The 18,509-nt window shown below is 34.6% G+C and carries 23 protein-coding genes and 1 pseudogene; 16 read left to right on the forward strand and 8 right to left on the reverse strand.

Translation table 11 applies throughout. The features are described from left to right. Positions 1 to 35: 35 nt before the first annotated feature. Positions 36 to 299: a hypothetical protein gene (locus AC27VX_RS07515; RefSeq protein ID WP_300687261.1), complete on the forward strand. Its 264-nt coding sequence runs from the start codon at positions 36 to 38 to the stop codon at positions 297 to 299. A 152-nt stretch (positions 300 to 451) separates the two neighbouring features. Here the strand turns inward: AC27VX_RS07515 and AC27VX_RS07520 are convergent, their stop codons facing one another. Both AC27VX_RS07520 and AC27VX_RS07525 read right to left on the reverse strand, forming a co-directional pair. Further along, positions 452 to 718, reverse strand: a complete 267-nt coding sequence (locus tag AC27VX_RS07520; protein ID WP_488694811.1) for a hypothetical protein — start codon at positions 716 to 718, stop codon at positions 452 to 454. Continuing rightward, on the reverse strand, positions 708 to 1,487 hold the full coding sequence (locus tag AC27VX_RS07525; RefSeq protein ID WP_488694813.1) for an XRE family transcriptional regulator: 780 nt from the start codon (positions 1,485 to 1,487) through the stop codon (positions 708 to 710). The genes AC27VX_RS07520 and AC27VX_RS07525 overlap by 11 nt, the downstream gene beginning before the upstream one ends. Positions 1,488 to 1,547: 60 nt before the next feature. Here AC27VX_RS07525 and dinB point away from each other — a divergent pair, with 60 nt between their 5' ends. From dinB to AC27VX_RS07540, 3 genes are read left to right on the forward strand one after another with little or no spacing between them, the layout of a single operon-like run. Further along, positions 1,548 to 2,696 (forward strand): DNA polymerase IV, encoded by a 1,149-nt coding sequence (dinB, locus tag AC27VX_RS07530; RefSeq protein ID WP_488694815.1) that lies wholly within the window; start codon positions 1,548 to 1,550, stop codon positions 2,694 to 2,696. 24 nt (positions 2,697 to 2,720) lie between these two features. After that, positions 2,721 to 5,774, forward strand: a complete 3,054-nt coding sequence (locus tag AC27VX_RS07535) for a DNA polymerase III subunit alpha (RefSeq protein ID WP_488694817.1) — start codon at positions 2,721 to 2,723, stop codon at positions 5,772 to 5,774. A gap of 51 nt (positions 5,775 to 5,825) precedes the next feature. Continuing rightward, the gene (locus AC27VX_RS07540; protein WP_236859133.1) at positions 5,826 to 6,422 is read left to right on the forward strand and encodes an alpha-ketoglutarate-dependent dioxygenase AlkB family protein; all 597 of its coding nucleotides are present in this window, start codon (positions 5,826 to 5,828) and stop codon (positions 6,420 to 6,422) included. Between the two features lie 227 nt (positions 6,423 to 6,649). Here AC27VX_RS07540 and AC27VX_RS07545 read toward each other — a convergent pair whose 3' ends face one another. The 5 genes from AC27VX_RS07545 to AC27VX_RS07565 form a co-directional block, all read right to left on the reverse strand. Next, positions 6,650 to 6,853, reverse strand: coding sequence for a hypothetical protein (locus tag AC27VX_RS07545; RefSeq protein WP_488694819.1), 204 nt, complete (start codon positions 6,851 to 6,853; stop codon positions 6,650 to 6,652). Positions 6,854 to 6,925: 72 nt separating this feature from the next. Further along, entirely contained in the window at positions 6,926 to 7,483 is a 558-nt protein-coding gene (locus tag AC27VX_RS07550; RefSeq protein WP_236859135.1) for a hypothetical protein, read from the reverse strand. 81 nt (positions 7,484 to 7,564) lie between these two features. Then, on the reverse strand, positions 7,565 to 8,056 hold the full coding sequence (locus AC27VX_RS07555) for a tetratricopeptide repeat protein (RefSeq protein WP_488694822.1): 492 nt from the start codon (positions 8,054 to 8,056) through the stop codon (positions 7,565 to 7,567). 356 nt (positions 8,057 to 8,412) lie between these two features. Then, complete coding sequence (locus AC27VX_RS07560) at positions 8,413 to 8,673, reverse strand: hypothetical protein (RefSeq protein ID WP_236859137.1); 261 nt, start codon at positions 8,671 to 8,673, stop codon at positions 8,413 to 8,415. An 11-nt stretch (positions 8,674 to 8,684) separates the two neighbouring features. Next, a complete protein-coding gene (locus tag AC27VX_RS07565) occupies positions 8,685 to 9,347 on the reverse strand; it encodes a BON domain-containing protein (RefSeq protein WP_488694824.1) in 663 nt (220 codons plus the stop codon). Between the two features lie 392 nt (positions 9,348 to 9,739). Here AC27VX_RS07565 and AC27VX_RS07570 point away from each other — a divergent pair, with 392 nt between their 5' ends. From AC27VX_RS07570 to AC27VX_RS07625, 12 genes and pseudogenes are all read left to right on the forward strand, one after another. Then, on the forward strand, positions 9,740 to 10,051 hold the full coding sequence (locus AC27VX_RS07570) for a hypothetical protein (RefSeq protein ID WP_236859139.1): 312 nt from the start codon (positions 9,740 to 9,742) through the stop codon (positions 10,049 to 10,051). A gap of 349 nt (positions 10,052 to 10,400) precedes the next feature. After that, positions 10,401 to 10,574: a thioredoxin domain-containing protein gene (locus AC27VX_RS07575; RefSeq protein WP_236859140.1), complete on the forward strand. Its 174-nt coding sequence runs from the start codon at positions 10,401 to 10,403 to the stop codon at positions 10,572 to 10,574. Between the two features lie 38 nt (positions 10,575 to 10,612). After that, positions 10,613 to 11,505, forward strand: a pseudogene (locus AC27VX_RS07580) (FAD:protein FMN transferase). A gap of 109 nt (positions 11,506 to 11,614) precedes the next feature. After that, entirely contained in the window at positions 11,615 to 11,728 is a 114-nt protein-coding gene (locus tag AC27VX_RS07585; protein ID WP_410681122.1) for a DUF4266 domain-containing protein, read from the forward strand. Positions 11,729 to 11,788: 60 nt separating this feature from the next. Further along, entirely contained in the window at positions 11,789 to 12,367 is a 579-nt protein-coding gene (locus AC27VX_RS07590; RefSeq protein ID WP_488694827.1) for a hypothetical protein, read from the forward strand. Positions 12,368 to 12,408: 41 nt separating this feature from the next. Then, positions 12,409 to 12,570: a hypothetical protein gene (locus tag AC27VX_RS07595; RefSeq protein ID WP_488694829.1), complete on the forward strand. Its 162-nt coding sequence runs from the start codon at positions 12,409 to 12,411 to the stop codon at positions 12,568 to 12,570. 17 nt (positions 12,571 to 12,587) lie between these two features. Beyond that, positions 12,588 to 12,893 (forward strand): hypothetical protein, encoded by a 306-nt coding sequence (locus tag AC27VX_RS07600; protein ID WP_488694885.1) that lies wholly within the window; start codon positions 12,588 to 12,590, stop codon positions 12,891 to 12,893. Positions 12,894 to 13,343: 450 nt separating this feature from the next. Beyond that, complete coding sequence (locus AC27VX_RS07605) at positions 13,344 to 13,913, forward strand: exonuclease domain-containing protein (protein ID WP_488694831.1); 570 nt, start codon at positions 13,344 to 13,346, stop codon at positions 13,911 to 13,913. Positions 13,914 to 14,127: 214 nt separating this feature from the next. Then, positions 14,128 to 14,589 (forward strand): hypothetical protein, encoded by a 462-nt coding sequence (locus AC27VX_RS07610; RefSeq protein ID WP_488694833.1) that lies wholly within the window; start codon positions 14,128 to 14,130, stop codon positions 14,587 to 14,589. A 97-nt stretch (positions 14,590 to 14,686) separates the two neighbouring features. Continuing rightward, positions 14,687 to 14,998 carry an Imm32 family immunity protein gene (locus AC27VX_RS07615; RefSeq protein ID WP_236859145.1) on the forward strand — a complete coding sequence of 104 codons (312 nt, stop codon included), beginning with the start codon at positions 14,687 to 14,689 and terminating at the stop codon, positions 14,996 to 14,998. Positions 14,999 to 15,043: 45 nt separating this feature from the next. After that, positions 15,044 to 17,119, forward strand: coding sequence for a leucine-rich repeat domain-containing protein (locus tag AC27VX_RS07620; protein WP_488694835.1), 2,076 nt, complete (start codon positions 15,044 to 15,046; stop codon positions 17,117 to 17,119). A gap of 401 nt (positions 17,120 to 17,520) precedes the next feature. Next, on the forward strand, positions 17,521 to 17,712 hold the full coding sequence (locus tag AC27VX_RS07625; RefSeq protein ID WP_236859147.1) for a cold-shock protein: 192 nt from the start codon (positions 17,521 to 17,523) through the stop codon (positions 17,710 to 17,712). Positions 17,713 to 17,900: 188 nt separating this feature from the next. Here the strand turns inward: AC27VX_RS07625 and AC27VX_RS07630 are convergent, their stop codons facing one another. Continuing rightward, positions 17,901 to 18,449: a GNAT family N-acetyltransferase gene (locus tag AC27VX_RS07630; RefSeq protein WP_488694837.1), complete on the reverse strand. Its 549-nt coding sequence runs from the start codon at positions 18,447 to 18,449 to the stop codon at positions 17,901 to 17,903. Positions 18,450 to 18,509 lie beyond the last annotated feature (60 nt).

An 18,509-nucleotide genomic window follows, 5' to 3' on the forward strand; every position in this document is an offset into this window, starting at 1 on the left:
ATTCTCAGATCTGCTTTGGCTGAAGTTTTTATATTATGAAAAAAATATATAACGGTCTTTCCGGTAAAACGAAGAAGGAGATTCTAGAAACAATAAAAGAAAATTTGAATTGTGAGATTCATTCTGATGAATGGTTTTTATATCTGGGTAAAAGCTATCCTTGGCAAAGAAAATATCAATACCTTCTTTTTGATGACAATATCGTCATAAGATCCAGCATTGTTTTTAAGAACTTATGGGATAAAAGTTATTTTCGTAATTTTTTTTCAGCGGTAAGGGCTCAAAATTTTCCAGAATAACTTTTTAACTTACACCGTTAGTGAAACACTACCATTTTTTTCTTTAAAAAGAGTTTCTGATATGAATAAGACTGCAGGTAAATTTTCAAATAAGATTTTTATTAGTTGTAACAAATCATATGCCTGCAGTCTAATTTATTTTACTAAGCTTATCACAATGAATGGTAGTCAATAGTGTTTGTTGGTCCAGTCTGTTTTTCCATGAGATAAGATTGTATAATGTCGTAAGCTTTATAATTTTCTTTTATCAGAGAGATCTCACATATTTCTTTTAAATATTCTAAAGGAGGATTTGAATCTGTTAATATTTTAACGATCTCTTCTTTATTACAGCTTTCATACAGGTTGGATAAATCTTCTGCGATTTTATTTTGTAAATTGCTTATTTGCTGTAGTATTTCAAAATCTTCATTTTCCATTTTTCAAAGATAGATCAGTTTTTATAATTTCTAATTCATTCTGTAAGATTCCGAACATATTTTTTAATACCTGAAAATCATTATTAGGTATTTCCAGTTCTTTTGTATTAACACTTCCGGCAAATTCCCATATTTCAATTATTTCATTCCACTCAATTTCATAAGGCTCATAAAATGTATTATCTGAACTGACAGACATTCCTGAGCTGTTTTGTTTTCCAAACCTTTTATATACAATCCCTTCTCGGGTAATGAACATATAGCTTTTGCCTTTTTTGAGATGGTCTTTGCTTTCAATATACTTTCCAATGATATAAGTTCCGTCATTATAGGGAGGCATTGAATCACCCTCAACAGGAAAAGCTCTGTATTTTCCATTTCTTAAAAACGGTAAAGACATATACTGGAGACTTTCTATGTATTCCGGATCGCTATATCCCGAAAGATATCCCATTTGGCCCGTATGGGGAATGATCTCAATTTTATTTTCTCCCTCATTGCTTACTTTTATTGGCAGAACAATCCTGTTATCCGGAAGATTTAAAATATGATCTATTGAATATTTATTAAGATTAATAGTCAGTAGCAGATCAATACTCACCTTATAGTATTTTGAAATCTTAACAAGCATTTCAGGAGAGGGACTATTAACGTCATCTTCATATTTTGCATATCTGCCCCTGGTAATATGGATGCTGTCTGCAACACTTTGCTGGGAGGCCCCAAGCTTACCTCTTAAATACCTTATGTTTTCTGAAAAAATTGACATTGCTATAAATTGTAGCAACAAATTTACAAATTTTGATACAAATCGTACTAATTTTGTAGCATGAAACGGAATATTGTACATATGGACTTAGATACTTTCTTTGTTTCCTGTGAAAGACTGAAAAACTCAGAGCTAGAGGGAAGGCCGGTCATCATAGGAGGCGGAGACAGGGGAGTTGTTGCTTCCTGTTCATATGAAGCAAGATATTTTGGAGTAAGAAGTGCAATGCCAATACGCATGGCTTTAAGGCTTTGTCCTGAGGCTAAAGTGATTAAAGGAGATATGGAAATGTATTCTAATATGTCACATATGGTTACTGATATCATTCAGGAAAAAGTCCCCTTATTGGAGAAAGCCAGTATTGATGAATTTTATCTTGATTTATCAGGAATGGATAAATTCTTTGGATGCTATAAGTGGACTACCGAAATAGCCAGTTTTGTGACCAAAAACACAGGATTGCCCATCAGCTTTGCATTATCAACCAATAAAACGGTTTCTAAAATAGGAACAGGGGAGGCGAAACCTGTTGGTAGATTGGAAATTAAAGATTTGGAAGTCAAACCCTTTTTAAATCCATTGTCCATTAAAAAAATTCCGATGGTGGGGGATAAGACCTTTCAGCTTCTGTCAAGAATTGGAATCCGTACTATTCATACTTTATCTGAGATGCCTGTTTTAGTCTTACAGCAGATGATTGGAGTGAACGGAAAGGAGCTTTGGAAAAAAGCAAACGGGATTGATGAAAATCCTGTAGTTCCTTATTCCGAAAGAAAATCGATTTCTACAGAAAGAACCTTTATTAATGATACAATGGACATTCTGGAGTTGAAAAGACTGATATCAGGAATGACCGAACAGTTAGCCTATCAGCTAAGACAGGAAAAATGGCTGACTTCAACGGTAGTAGTTAAAATCCGTTACGCCAATTTCGATACAGAAACCAGACAATGCAAAATTTCTTACACTTCTGTGGATCACACGCTGTCAAAAGTGGCTTTGGAACTATTTAATAAGTTGTATACAAGAAGAATGAGACTCCGTTTGGTAGGATTACGTTTTACAGGATTGGTACATGGGAATCATCAGATGAACCTTTTTGAAGATACCGAAGAACAGATGAACCTATATCAGACTATAGATTATTTGAAGAACCGCTTCGGTACAGGAGCGCTAGGCAGAGCTTCAGGTTTTGATTTTGAGAAATAAGATAAGATTTTAAAATTTTCAACAATGTTTTTGAATTGTCATTCTTTTCATAGCCTTCGTTATGGAACCCTATCCATTGGAGAATTGGTGAAACAGGCCCATGCTTCAGGTCTTAAAGAACTGGTGCTGACGGATATCAATACCGTTACCGGAATTTACGATTTTAAAAAAGAATGTGAGGCCATCGGTATTAAACCTATTGCGGGAATAGAAGTACGAAAAGAAGGTAAGCTGCTTTATATTGCTATTGCTAAAGAATTTTCAGGGATAGGAGAGGTCAATACCGTCATTACGGAATATAACTGTGGGGGCGGGGAACTCTCAGAAAGAGCACCGGAATTTAAAAATGTATTTGTAGTCTATCCTATGAGTAATATTCCTGTTGAGTTAAAAGAAAATGAGTTTGTGGGAGTCAGAATAGAAGAGCTGAATTTTCTGATCAGACCGGAGTATCAGATCCTCATCTCTAAAATGCTTGTTTTGCATCCTGTCACCTTTAAGACGAATGAAGAATATGAACTTCATAAAATTCTCAGGGCCATTGACAATAATATATTGCTGTCAAAATTAACCAAAAGAGAGGTTTGTCGTCAATCTGAATATTTCATTTCCGAACAGCATATTACAAAGGCATTTGAGAGATACCCCCAAATTATTGAAAACACAAGGAACATTCTTGAACAGTGTGATTTTGAATTTGATTTTAAAAAAGTTAAGAACAAACAATTCTATACAAAATCTAAAGAATCTGATGTACAACTTCTCCGCAGGCTGGCATATTTAGGTTTGGAAAAAAGATATGGACTCGGTCATGAAGTGGCTCAAACAAGAGTTGAGAAAGAGCTGGGAGTTATTGATGAACTCAATTTCTGTTCTTACTTTCTGATTACCTGGGATATTATCCGTTACAGCAATAAGATGGGGTTTATGCATGTAGGGCGGGGTAGCGGAGCCAATTCAATAGTCAGTTACTGCCTGGGAATTACCGATATCTGTCCGCTGGAGCTGGATCTGTATTTTGAAAGATTCCTGAACCTGAACCGAAAGACACCACCGGATTTTGACCTCGACTGGAGCTGGCAGAACAGGGATACAATCCTGGGATATATTTTTGATCGATATGGAAAGAACCATGTTGCTTTTTGTGGAACCAATATAGAATTTAAATACAGGTCTATTTTCAGAGAAGTAGGTAAGGTATTCGGTTTACCCAAAGAAGAGTTGGATGATTTGTCGAAAAAACCGATGGAGAGCCATGACCGGAATTTAGTTGTACGACAGGTTCAGAAATACGGTAAATTACTGGAAAAGTTCCCTAATCAAAGAAGTATGCACGCATGCGGAATTTTGATTTCAGAAGAACCTATTACCCATTATACAGCATTAGAAATGCCGCCCAAAGGATTCCCGATTGTTCAGTTTGATATGAATGTGGCAGAAGATATTGGACTTGAAAAATTTGACATCCTTTCACAAAGAGGTCTTGGGACCATTAATGATACTGTAAATCTGGTTAAAAAAACAAGAGGAATCACCATTGATATCCGGGATACGACCTTGTCAAAAGATGAAGAAAAAGCAAATGAATACTTAGCGGTAGGAAAGACAATCGGATGTTTTTATATAGAATCCCCAGCAATGCGTGGGCTTTTAAGAAGATTGAAATGTGACAATTACAGAACCCTCGTTGCAGCTTCTTCCATTATCAGACCGGGAGTAGCACAAAGTGGAATGATGAGGGAATACATTTTCAGGCATAATCATCCCGATCAGTTTGAATATTTTCATTCAGTATTTGAAGAGCATTTGAAGGAGACCTATGGCATTATGGTGTATCAGGAAGATGTGATCAAGATTGCCCAATACTTCGGGGGACTGTCTTTAGCAGATGGAGATATTCTACGAAGAGCCATGAGTGGGAAAGGCCGCTCTATTCAAAAGCTGCAGGAGGTAAGAGCTAATTTCTTTGAATCGTGTAAAATAAAGGGGCATTCTGAGGCATTGACCGCCGAAGCTTACCGGCAAATTGAATCTTTCGCCGGATATTCTTTTTGTAAAGCACATTCAGCTTCCTATGCTGTGGAGAGCTATCAGAGTTTATATCTTAAAGTCTACTATCCATTAGAGTTTATGGTTTCAGTAATTAATAATCAGGGAGGCTTTTACCGTACCGAAGTGTATATCCATGAAGCAAAAATGTCCGGGGGGAATATTCAGACTCCATGTGTCAATACAAGTGAATATCAAACCACACTGAAAGGAACAGATGTTTATTTGGGTTTAATGCTTTTGGATGGGCTGGAAACAAGAATAGCCTATGGAATTGTTCAGGAGCGCGAAAGAAACGGAAAATATAAATCCTTGGAAGATTTTATCAGACGTATTCCTATAGGTATTGAAACCATGCAGATTTTAATTTTTATCGGAGCCTTCCGGTTTACGGGTAAGCCTAAGAATGAATTACTTGTTGAAGCGAGATTATTGTTAGTGAATTTTAAACCGGAGAACAGAGGACTTATGCTGATTGAAGAACCTGTTCAGGAGTTTAAACTTCCTGAGCTGAAAAGAGACCGTTTTGAAGACGCTTTTGATGAGATTGAACTCATAGGATTTCCGGTTTCATACAGTCCGTTTGATTTATTACAAACCAGATACAGAGGATCTGTATTGGTGAAAGACTTGTTGAAATTTCATAAAAGACAGGTGAAAATGTTAGCATATCTTATTTCGAGGAAGCACGTTCCCACCAAAAAGGGAACGATGTATTTTGGAACCTGGATAGACGTCAATGGTGATTATTTTGATACAGCCCATTTTCCCGATAGTTTGAAGCAATATGATTTTCAGGGAGGAGGGTGCTATTTACTGTTAGGAACGGTGGAAGTCGATTTTCATTTTCCAACCATTACCATTCATAAGATGGCCAAAATGCCGATGATTCCCGATCCGCGTTATGCCTATGATAAAGAAAAACAATATGATATTCACCGGCAAATCAAAGAAGATGTAAGTATGACATCCAGAAAACCATATCCGCAGGCTCATGAAATTGGTCTGCCCAGACATAAAATGAAATGATCAGAGAATTCCAATCTTAGAATAACTAATTAATAAAAAGTATTATTGATAATGAACCAGTTAAGTTTATTTAATACAGAAGAATTTTATGAATTTCCAAAAGACCTTTTGGAATACAGAGAGAACTTCCTGAGCATGGAAGAGGCTGATCTGCTAAAAGATAAATTGCTCAATACCGCTCTTTGGGAGCAGAGCACTCAGAAAATGTATGATAAGACCGTACTGACTCCCCGCCTTACAGCCTGGTACGGGGATGTCCGGGAAAGAAAAAAAACAACAAATCCCTGGACTCCGGAACTGTTTTCTATAAAAGAAAGAATTGAAAAAGAATTTGACTGCCGGTTTAATGGTGTTTTATTAAACCTTTATCGTAACCAGAATGACTCTGTAGCCTGGCATAGGGATAAAGAAAGCCGATATGGGAAACGGCCGGTAATTGCTTCTATCAGCCTGGGGCAAACCAGAAATTTTGATTTCAGGAAAAAAGATCATCATCAAAGTAAGTACAGTCTGCCGTTACCGCATGGGACTTTACTCATTATGAAAGGAGATCTGCAGGAACATTGGGAGCATAGGATAGCAAAATCCGGTGTACCGATGAAAGAGAGAATTAATTTAACATTCCGATTGTTAAAAGAAAGTATTTAATATTGAAGGGCTCAGTATTTCTATTTACTATTGCGTGGACAAATTTTAAAAAGTATACTAACGATGAAAAAATAAAGATCCCAAAAAGTAGAATCATCCAATGATCGTCCAGGTGCATTCTCTGGAACTGATAATTGTTGTAATTAAAATTTTGGGATGTTGGGATTTTAATGATTTTAAGTAATATAGCCCCTCCTGGATCTTCTCAGAAAGATAAGGTTTTAGTGCTATTTAGCAGCTTGTTTCCTGGCTCGTTTTAATTGTTTTTTTACCTTTCTTGAAATAGGTTTAAGCGATTTTCTTACAATCTTTTCCATTTTATCGGTCAGTTCAGACTGATTATTGGTAAGTACCCTGTTTACCGCTTCCAAAAGTTTGTCTTTCAGTAATTTGGTGACTTCGGGTTTCTTTTTTATGTTTTTCTTTTCCATATTTTTAAAATTGAAGTTGGCTTCAAAATTCAACTAAAAAGCATTGCTGATCAGTAGATTTTATTGATTTGGTTATTTAATCACTTTGTCTTTTAACAGTTCGCCGTCTACAGAATAGAACAGGTCCCGTTCTGAAGTTCCGTTTTTTATCTTGACTTTATATATTTTCATGGGCTTCATTGCAGAGTCTCCATATATAATTTCTTTTTCTCTGGAAATTTTCCAGTCACTGTAATCTCCATTTCTTAGAGCATATGAAATAGAATAAGGAAGCTCCGAACTGATTATTTCCCGAACCGAAATTTTCTTTCCGTCCTTTGAATATATTGCTTTCAGGTGAGTTTCAGCATTTGTAAAGTCAGCAACATAATATTCAGAAGGTTTAAACGACTGCTTAGACGGGTTATAATCATACCATTCAGTATTAAAAACCTGTTTCGGATAACCACGCCACTCAACGTTGACCACTGTAGGATATTCATTAACAAAGTTTTGGCTTACTAAATTAGGAATCCGTGACTGAGTTACTGCCTGATCTTCAGTCTCTGTATTTCTCTGACCATACATGGATGTTGTAAATACAATGGACATGACGGTAATTGCAAATAATTTTAAAATTTTATTTTTCATTTTTTCTGATTTTAAGTTGAAACATAATTGTCCCAACAAGGTATTTTTATTTTATGATACTGGCTTATCAATAGAAAGTTTCTATTTCTTATCATCTTGGATTAGTTTTTTGAGGTATAGATCTACTTTTGTCAATTCGGTTTTAAAATCTTTTTGAAATATTTTGTTTTCTTCGTATGTTTTATTACCAAAATTTTTCATATCGCTGTCAAAAGCTCTATTCTTCTTGTTGAGTTTATCTTTAAGTACCATGATATCTTTCTTTGCCTGGTTATAGTCACCATCAAATTTTTGCTTATCATTGGTGTTCATCTTTTTTAAACCCATATCTAATTTTGTAAGATCATGATCCAGTTTTGCGATCTCATTATCAGCTTCAGTTTTGAATTGCTTCCATTCTGCAGTTGTTTTTGCTTTTAAAATGTTATTTTCATTAGCACTTGCGTCATTTGATTCTTTTTTTGCTTCTGTAAAATCTGCCTTTGAATTGGTCTCCTTTTTTTTGGAAGTCTGGTTACAGCCAAACATTATTGCCGTTATTGCCGCAACAGTTAAAATTGTTATATTTTTCATTATTTTAAATTTAAGTGTTATTAAAAGAATAGGACCATTCACTTATTCAGATCCGTTTTATAGAGAAATAGCCGTTGACTTTCTGTGTCCGGATTTTTTTGTTCTGTAAAGTGAAATTAGATTTTTTTTCGGACTGTAAATATTGATATACGGCCTACACCATGTGTATTTACAGTTTATTTCTGTATGTTTAAACCTTATTGGATAGTATGTATTTTTCTTAACCCTGTTGTAAAAATCGATGAATTAAGGTGTTATATACTGATCTATCATTTAGCTCATAAGAAATTGCTTTGTAAATTGTGAAGAATAAACTTAAAAGCACCTTTTAGTAAGTGCTTTTAAGGAATAGCTGATTATTTTAGATTGGAAGCGTGGTATTTAGCATCTTCTTTTTGTGCATCTCTACCAAGAGAGGCATGGCCGTGCGCTTCAACGGTACTTTTTGCTGCTTTTTCATGGTTACCATCTTCATGGTGTCTTGCTGCCTCACGGTGGCTTTTGGCTGCAGCTTCAAAATGAGTGGCTGCTTTTTTGTGGTTTTCAATACCTCTGTTGTTTTCAGCTTTAGGAATACTTTCCTGTTCTGTTTTACTGTTTGATTCTGTATTTTTCATTGTAATTTTATTTAATAGTCATATCCATAGTCAACTTCCAGATTGTTTTTAACTTCAAGGATTCCGGGAGCTTTCCATACAATATGACCGACTTCTTCTTTGGCATACCAGGAGTTGACAGTTCCTTCTAAGGTTACTATCTTGCCTGACACAGATACTCTGATATCACGATCATCAATTACGCTGCTTTTTAATGCGTTTTCAATATCTTTTTTATCAATCTCCTCATGCATTTCTGATTTGATTGTAATATTATTGGTGATTACCTTGATACCGGGAAGAAAAGTGATTGCATTTTTTGCAGCCTCTTTCTCATAATTCCAGTTGAGCTCTCCTCCTAAAGTGACGCACCCGTCTTCTACTTTTACACTTACTTGGTCATCAGGGACTTTATAGTTAGATTTTAATGCTGCCAATACTTCATTGGCAATATCTGCATCACTTTTTGTCCATGAGTTTGGAAGATTTACCTCAATATTTTCTACCAGTGCTTTTACGCCGGTAATTTTCCTGACAGCTGCTTCTGCTTCTGCCTTTTTTGTAAAACTGTCAACTACACCCGTCAGAGAAACAACTCCATCTTTTGCGGTAACCCGAATTTCGGCTGAACGTAATAGAGGTTCCCATCTAATGGCATTTTGAACATCTTTCTGTAATTCTGAATTAGTTTTCATGAGTACGGCATCTCATTGAAATTTCTTTATTTCAATGATGTAAATTTACATTTATTTGTTAATCAGTGCTTTACATAAGATTGATTAATTGTTGCACATATCACACTTTTTATTGAGATTAAGTGTCAGATACTCAATGGAAAGATTAAGCAACTAAATAAACTAAAATAGGGTAAGGGCCTTAGTTCTGAATAAGAAGTAATCAGAAGAAAACACATACAGGTTTGTTAGTCTCAAGCATAATAAAATATTGAATGAGATGTTTAAAGAGGTTATTTAAAATCATTCTTAACGAAAGATTTCATAATTTTGATACAGTGAAAAAGCTGATTCCCATATTATTGTTATCGTTATATTTGGTTTCTACAACCGAATTGTATTAGCTTTTGAAAATGCCATTGCTGATTGAGCATTATATTGAACATAAAGAACTCAACCCTGAAATGTCTCTCACTGCATTTCTGAAAACACATTATGATAATCCTGTTAAAGACAGTGATTATGATAAAGATCAGAAATTGCCTTTTGTTTCACAGGTAGGCCTTCTTTCAGTGGCTTTTACTATCAATCCATCTTTGGATCTTTATTTTACGGAAAGGGCTTATAGCTTAAAAGAAATAAAGAAAACCTTTTACAAAAGTGTTCTTTATAACAACGAAATTTTAAATTCTATCTGGGAACCCCCAAAGTTTTATCAATCTTAAACTTTTTTTCTCAATCATTTTTTGATTGGGCAGGTATTCTGTTTCCTTCTAAAACTATCAATATAAGATGTTGATGAAGATAGATCTGTGATTCAGAATACCAGAACTTATGGATCAGTCTCAAAAGCTGGGGGGGGTGTTTAGTTGCATTATCTTTGCTTTATGCTAAGCGATTACGACCTTCTTAAATTTTTACTTCCAGAATTTCTAGTTGAACACTTTGATATCCTCAAAGCAGAAGAACATTCTGCTGAACTTCATATTTATTTTGAAGAAAAAAGCAGTGAATATTATTGTTTATATCAATGCTGATTTTCCCAGAAATAAAAAAAAACAGTTTTCTTCCGAAATGAAAAAGGAAAATAGTGCCCTTGCCGATCAGTATAATTCAAAAGGATTATTTCCTTATACTTTACTACTTGATCAAAATGGAAAAATACTGAAAAGCTGGGAAGGTCTTCTTTCGGAAAATGCCCTCGCTTTCAGCAAAGAAATAAGGGATGTGCAACAGCAAAGAAAATAAAAAAGACGTTAAGAGAGTTCAAAAAGCCTCATAGGCTGATGGGAAATGCTTTTGAAATAACAGTAGTTGATGAAAATGAAGACAGGGCTTATAAGCATATTGATGCTGCAGTTACAGAAATTCAGAGAATTGAAAAATTACTAACTACTTTTAGTGAAAATAGTCAGACCAGCCAGATCAATGATCATGCAGGAATAAATCCTGTAAAAGTGGATCAGGAAGTGTTTGAGCTCATTGAAAGAAGCCTTTGCATCAGCCGGATTACTGATGGATATTTTGATATTTCCTATGGTGGGATTGATAAAAGTTTCTGGAATTTTGACAGGGATATGACACGGCTTCCAGATCTACAACTTATAGAAAATCATTTAAAGCTTGTCAATTATCAGAATATTCTTCTAAACCCTGAAGAATGTACTGTTTTTCTCAGGAAAAAAGGGATGAGGATTGGCTTCGGTGGAATCGGAAAAGGATATGCTGCTGAAATGGCTAAAAGATTACTTATCAAAAGAGGCGTTAAATCAGGAATTGTAAATGCTTCGGGAGATCTCGCCACCTGGGGAGTGCAGAGTAACGGAAAGCCATGGACTGTAGGCATTGCAGATCCGGACCACGCAAAACAGCCATTTTCATATATGAATATCACCGATATGGCAGTGGCAACCTCAGGAAATTATGAAAAATTTGTCGTTATCAACGGTAAAAATATTCTCATACCATTAATCCTAAAACCGGAATGCCTGTATCAGGAATTAAAAGCGTAACCGTCTTCTGCCCAAATGCAGAAATTGCGGATGCTATGACAACTCCCGTGGGCATTATGGGAGTAAAAGCAGCTTTGAATCTGGTGAATCAGATTCACCATCTGGAATGTATTATTATAGATGATGACAATACAGTCTATTCATCTCAAAACATTAATTTACAATGAAAAATAAAAAAAAAAAATATGGACATGCTTACTGGCTGTTACCATTATCCTTATCCACTCCTGTACTGCTTTAAAAGAGTATGATAAGGCAAAACTTAATGATGCGGAAATGGCATTGGGAAACAGAACTATAGAGAAGACTGAGCTTAATTTCCAATCCTACAGAGAAGGTTCCTCGGGAGCTAACTCCGGAAAAGTAGGAGGTGGCTGTGGTTGTAATTAGAGAATCGTTACAATTTTTAAAATTTAAAGAATCAGACATGAAAAAAATTGTAATGAGTATATGGGCCTTTTGGGGTTCATAAGCTTAAAGGCTCAGGAAAACTCAAACACAGCAAACTCCAAAAAGTTAAGTTTTGAAGAAGCCAATCTGGTATCAAGTTATTACCATCAGGATGGGAATAATTCTGCTGTTACCGGAGGAGTAGGATCGGAAAAGCTTACAGATCTTTCCAATATGATCGATGTTACGATGGTACAATATGATAGCAAGCAGAGAAAAAATAAATTAAATCTGAGTGTAGGAGTCGATCATTATACCTCAGCTTCTTCTGATATGATTGATCTTAAAGCGAATTCTTCAGCCTCTCATGCAGATACCAGAATATATCCTGCGTTTCAATGGAGCCGTGAGAATGAAAATAAAGGAAGTCCACTTTTTGGTGGAATATCATTTTCTACTGAATTTGATTATCAGTATTACGGGGCGAATATTGGTTTTGCACAGAAAACAGCCAACAGGATGGGAGAGTTTACAGCAAAGTTTCAGACCTATCTTGACCAGGTAAAACTGATACCCCCCCCTAGAAACTGCGTACCGGAAATTCAACAAGCGGAAGACATACCTTTGCTTTGTTCTTAGCCTATTCTCAGATTATCAATCAGAATTTTCAGGTTGAATTTATGACCGATGCTGTCCAGCAGACAGGATTTTTGAGTTTGCCGTTCCACAGAGTTTATTTTACAGATGGTTTCGTGCATCAGGAGGCTTTCCCTGATAAAAGATTTAAACTTCCTTTGGGAGTGGGACTAATTACAGGTTTTATACAGACAGTTGGGGGATAAGATCAAATACCCTCAGTATTGAAGCTTCTGTAAAAATATCTCCTTTTGTTTCAATAAGTCCGTTCTATAGATATTATTCTCAGAAAGGAACTAAATATTTTGCTCCTTATGAGCAACATACTGCTTTTGATGATTATTATACAAGTAATTACGATCTGTCGACCTTTAACCGTAATTTTTACGGAGCAGGTATCCGTCTCAGTCCTAAAAATGGGTTGTCTGGAATAGAACGCATGAATATGCTGGAGATAAGATACGGACATTACACCAAATCTGTAGGAATGAGTTCCGATATTATTTCTCTAAATCTGAGATTTAGATAGCGATAGCTCAATATAATTTCTAAAATTTAACCTGTTCAGTTTATGATAAGATTAAAGCAGGTTTTTTGGTATGTCAATCATCAATTATTGCAGTGATCTTAATTTTCTGAATATCAGATTGTAAAAAATAGTTAACCCTTTTTTATATATAAGTTTAAATGACTTCATAGAATAAATACCGAATTCATGCTATACTTTGATTTTTGTGGCAATGGTTATGGAACGCTTCTTATTTCCTATTTCAGTTATTTTCAACCAATTTGAACGAAGAGGACCTGAATGAAGATTATTTAAAAAGTACGCCAATAGATTGCGTACTAAGAACATATCTTTGAGAAATCCTTAGATAGCATGTAAGTGAAATATTTGTGACAGATCCGATTCAACAGGATGAATTGTACTGCATAAAATGTCATAGGCCACTAAGGTAGATTTATTAAAAAAAATTATATGAAATTTTCAAGTGATTTAGTCATTTATGATTTAGAAGGAAGTTGCAAAACTTTTGGGAAAAATGAAATAAATGAAACTAATATAATAGAAATAGGGGCTGTAAAATTAGACAGGAAAAATTTTGAAATAAAAAGTGAATTCTCAATTTTAATAAAACCAAAACATTTTCCAATTTTACCTGAGATCACGGACATTACAAACATTACAAATGAAATGGTTGAAAATGAAAAGTATTTCGATGAAGCTATTCTTCTGTTTTTAGATTGGTACGGAGAAAAAAATAAATCAACTTTAGCGGGTTGGGGATTGTACTACGACTTACCGCTTTTGAGGAAAGAATTTACGGAATTTGGATTTGATTACAATAAATATTTTGTTGGAGGAGGTTTTGACATCAGAGCACTGGGTGTTTATTGGCTGGCCAAAAAAAACATCTCTACATCCGGAATTTCATTAGAACGAGTTTTAGAAAAAATGAATGTGAAAGAGGACTTTAAATTTCATAGGGCATTAGATGATGCCAAAGCAACAGCATTAATATTACAACAAATTCTTAATGAAAAATAATTACCTACTACTAACAAGGGGTTGGCAACAGCAGAAAGAAAGTATATAATTCTCTGTTTGTGCTTCGGCAGATATTTGTATTTTAGTAGAACGTTTAGGATTCGGAATGGCTGCCCTCTCTAAGTGTCAAAACGTTATACCCATTTTGGTTGTACTTAATTAAAGAATAAAATGCAGCCGGCATGATGCTGCTGACAAAAAATATAAAGAACCTATGAAATCTACATTCACAGACCTGCAAAAAGAAGAATATGAAAGCTTAGTCATGAGACTGAGCAATGCGGGTGCCAAAAATCCGTCCAGTTGGGCTTCCAGCGAAGTTACAGAAGGAATACCACAGTTTGCCAGGTTTCTCATCCTTAAGTCTCTGTTCGACATCGCAAAATCTACAGACGACAATATCGCTATGGCCTCTGACTTTGATGATGACGTAGAGGAAAAGTATAACGCTATAAAAGACATCGTTGGAGAGGAAAAATTATTGAGTCTTCTAACCTCTTACTCTAAAGGTATTATTTACAATGTCATTGGGCTCTTAGATGAAGGAAACCAGGAAGCTGAGCGGGATAAAATAAGCTGGACACTGATGAAGACCGATGAAAATTTTGAAGCTACAGGACAGATGATCCAGGGGCTTCATGAAGATTTTTTAGAATTTGAAAATGAAGTGAAATAAAAAAATCCTATTAGCGTCTTTATAAATAGTTCATACCGGCACAATGTGTATATCTTGGGTTTATGTATGATTTTTTAGAACTACAAAATTGATGACAATGGACTGTAAACAGATAAAAGGAAAAGAAATAGAAGGTCATTTGGATGTATTCTTTTCTGATGATAAGGATCAAATATTAATACACGGAAATTCTGAAGGATTAAAATCGCTTGCTCAATTATTAATGAAATTAGCAGAACTGGATCAGGAAAAGATAGATAACAATTTTTTACCAAGTGGATCAAGAGAGCATTATGAATTAAGACCGAATATTGAATTGTCAAAAAGTTCAATTGAAGTAATTGTTGGAAGACTTGATGCAAGAGGGACTGGAGAATTTTATAGCAGGTATATTCCGAAAGACAACTGAAAAATTATTTTAAACTCATCTATTGTTAGTTTTATTTTAAAAAATATGAGTGATACTAATACCATTATCAACAGACTGGAGAATGCTCTCAATATCAAATTACAAAAAGAAGATAAAAAAAGTGAAAACTCTTTTTATATTTCTGGCAGGTCAAGTTATCTATCTCTTTCAAACATACATTTTGAAAATTTCTCTGCTCTTGAACCTGTTTTCGAAACACTTGAAAGATTAACATTAATAGAATGCTCAATTACTGATGCCAACGGCTTGCATCTCATGAAGAAGCTGCAAACTCTCATTCTGAAGAAATGTTCAATTTCCATTGAAGGAACTTTTGATCCGGACATACCTAAAACCGAGACAACTCCCGGTAATTTTCGAAGTATAGATTTGGAAGACATGAAGGTTCCACACCCGGGTTTTTTCTTACCTGTTTCTAATCATCTTCATGATGTTACATTCACTAAATGCACGGTATGCAATATTTATGAGTTAAATCTTTTCCCTACATTATATAGCCTGAACATAGATGATACCAATTTCATTGAGTCAGCAAACGACATTAAATACGAACGAGAGTCCCACGAAATATTCACTTTTTTAACATTTGGGAATATGAAATTGAAGGACTTCGATTTATTTACGTCAATTTCGAATGGCGTAAGTGCTTTAAAGTTATACGATTGTGAAATAGAGAGTTTAAAAAGTATTTACCATTTTCCAGATTTAAAAAGCCTTTACTTATATCCTGGTATAAAAATTAATGATCTGAGTATTCCGGATAGTAATGTAAAACCATTTGAATTACAGGAATGTATCATTGAATCAGGAATATCTTCTTATGATTGGGATAAAGATTCGATAATACCTAATTTTAATACAGAACTTCTCCTGTCAATCGCTCCATACGTTCGATGTTTAACAGTAGAAGGCTGTACACTTATCAATACACCCCTGATAAAGTATTTTTCGAGATTAAATGAACTATGTTTTAAGAAATGTTCCATAGATCTGGATGATTATTCATTAATTGCACCCAAAATTCAAAGAATTGATTTTAACGCAACTGAGATCAAAAATCAGGAGTTTTTCAGATATTTTACAAAATTGGACTATATAAGTTTTTCAGTTGATCGTTTTGAAGGTCGAGATTACCTGGATATTGAAAAACTTTTATCTCTGAAAGGGAGTCTTAAAAAAATCATTCTTCTGGATACTGAAGCTATTGTGAAAATTGATCAGATAAAATATTTTACTGCATTAGAAAAACTTGTTATCAAGGCAGAATCTGTAGAATTTGCACAGGAGATCCTATCTATGAGATCCCTTAAAGATCTGGAACTGAAGATTTATATTGAAGAACAGGAGTCGAAAATTGCCGAGCCCATTATTCTGGATTTGCAACATCTGAAAAATGTGGAAAAATTACAGCTATATACCAATGGTGATTTTTATTTTAAAGGAACCGGTCATTTAAAATCTTTAAAAATGCTTGTTCTACATGATGATGGTGATCTCGAAAATTTAGCAGTTTTGCCATTACTTAAAAAGTTAATCATAGAGGTAAATACAATTGATAAGCTTCCGCAGTTAGAGCAGCTTAAAGTACTTGACTTATATAGCAGGGGAGAATACTGTGAAATAAATATACATGATAAATTTCCCAATCTTAAAAAACTTGCCCTAAGGACGTCAGAAAAGCAGAAAATAGAAATCACCGGCCTTGAAAAATTAAAAATACTTGTGCTTTCAGGAAGCGATTTTGACAGTATTATATCTTTAGAAAACCTTTCCCGTCTTGAAGAATTAGATCTAAGTAATTGTGAACTTTCCATTGTATCTAAGCTGGATAATCTTATCAGTTTAAAAATCTTAAATCTGGAGGAAAACCAAATCAAAAACATAGACGGTTTGGAAAATCTAAAGAATCTGGAACGCCTGAATCTATATTACAACCAAATCTCTGATATCAGTATATTGAACAAACTCCCAAAGCTTCGTGAAGTTAACCTTGCAGGGAACAGAATAAAAAAAGAAGCTGCCGAAAAACAGCTGGACAAACCAGAGACGGCAACTTGGTATGCCAGACCTTATGCCCCTTTTCGAATAAGTATTGATTAGAAAAACGGAAGCTTACAATATGATCTATAGTTCTTTAAAATTTATTAAATTGAACTGCTGCATCGTTAATATATCTGGTAACAAGAAATAAAATTTGCGAAAGATTTTGTTTTTCAATAAATTATACTTACATTTGTAAAATAATCAGGCTCCTGCCGATGCTTCTTCTGAAACTTTTGAGTTTACTCTTTCTTCTCAGTCTTCGCTTTTTCAGCCGCTATTTTTGTCATCAATATATAAGGTAAAGTTCCTTTTTTTCAAATTGAATATTTTCAAGACGCTAAAATACCAACTTCATTTTTTGTTTACAGATCGATTAATTGCTTAATGATATCAGTATCATGAAGCAATGGCAAGTGCCTACAAGTTTTAATAAATACATAATTTTATAATATAATACAATGCAACAAGGAACAGTAAAATTCTTTAATGACGCCAAAGGTTTTGGTTTTATTACACCATCAAACGGAGGTCAGGATGTTTTCGTACATACATCAGGTTTAATTAATGAGATTCGTGAAAACGACACTGTAACATTTGATTTAGAAAACGGTAAAAAAGGCATTAACGCAGTTAATGTGCGACTAGCATAAATTAAGTAGAAAGCCTCAGAACTTTCTCAATGTTAAAAAAAGCAGATGGCATCTATGTTATCTGCTTTTTTTTGATCGATTATTAACGAATAAAGCTGACTCCGCAACCGGGAATTGTATTGAAAAAATAGGTAGTAAAGAAATCATTCAAAGAATAGGAGATCGTGATCGTATTAAAAAAGTGCTAATCAATCAGTTTTCTTATTTGTATTCCATTCTTCCTGAAGAACTGCATAAATAACATCATCTACCCAATTGTTTTTCCAGAACAGGCTTTTCACAAAGTGGCCTTCCTTTCTTAAACCGATTCTTTCCATTAACTTAATAGAATCAGTATTGTCAGGATCAATGGAAGTCATAATTCTGTGTTTCTCTAAATCATTAAAAAGAAAATCAATAATACCTGCTAAAGCTTCAGAAGCATACCCTTTACCCTGAAAGGATTTATTTAATGTAATGCCCAATTCTACCTGTAAATTTTCAATTCCAAAAAAGTGAATCCCGATATCTCCGATCACTGCTTGGGTATCTTTATGGGTGATCAAAAGCTGATACCAGCTTTCCGGCTGATTAAATTCCTTTGTGCTTTTTTCAATAAATCGTTCCACATCTTCCAAAGTTTCAGGAATCCAGCTTTGGAATTTATTGGCCTGGCCATCCGAACGATAGTCAAATAGAGCCTGCTTATCACTGGAGGTAATATCACGTAAAACTAATCTTTCCGTATGAAGCTGCATGATTTTAATGTAATTTCATACAAAAATAGGATTATTCACCGAACTACAGCAAATCAATAT

This window comes from Chryseobacterium sp. 14P4.3.2 (assembly GCF_057799275.1).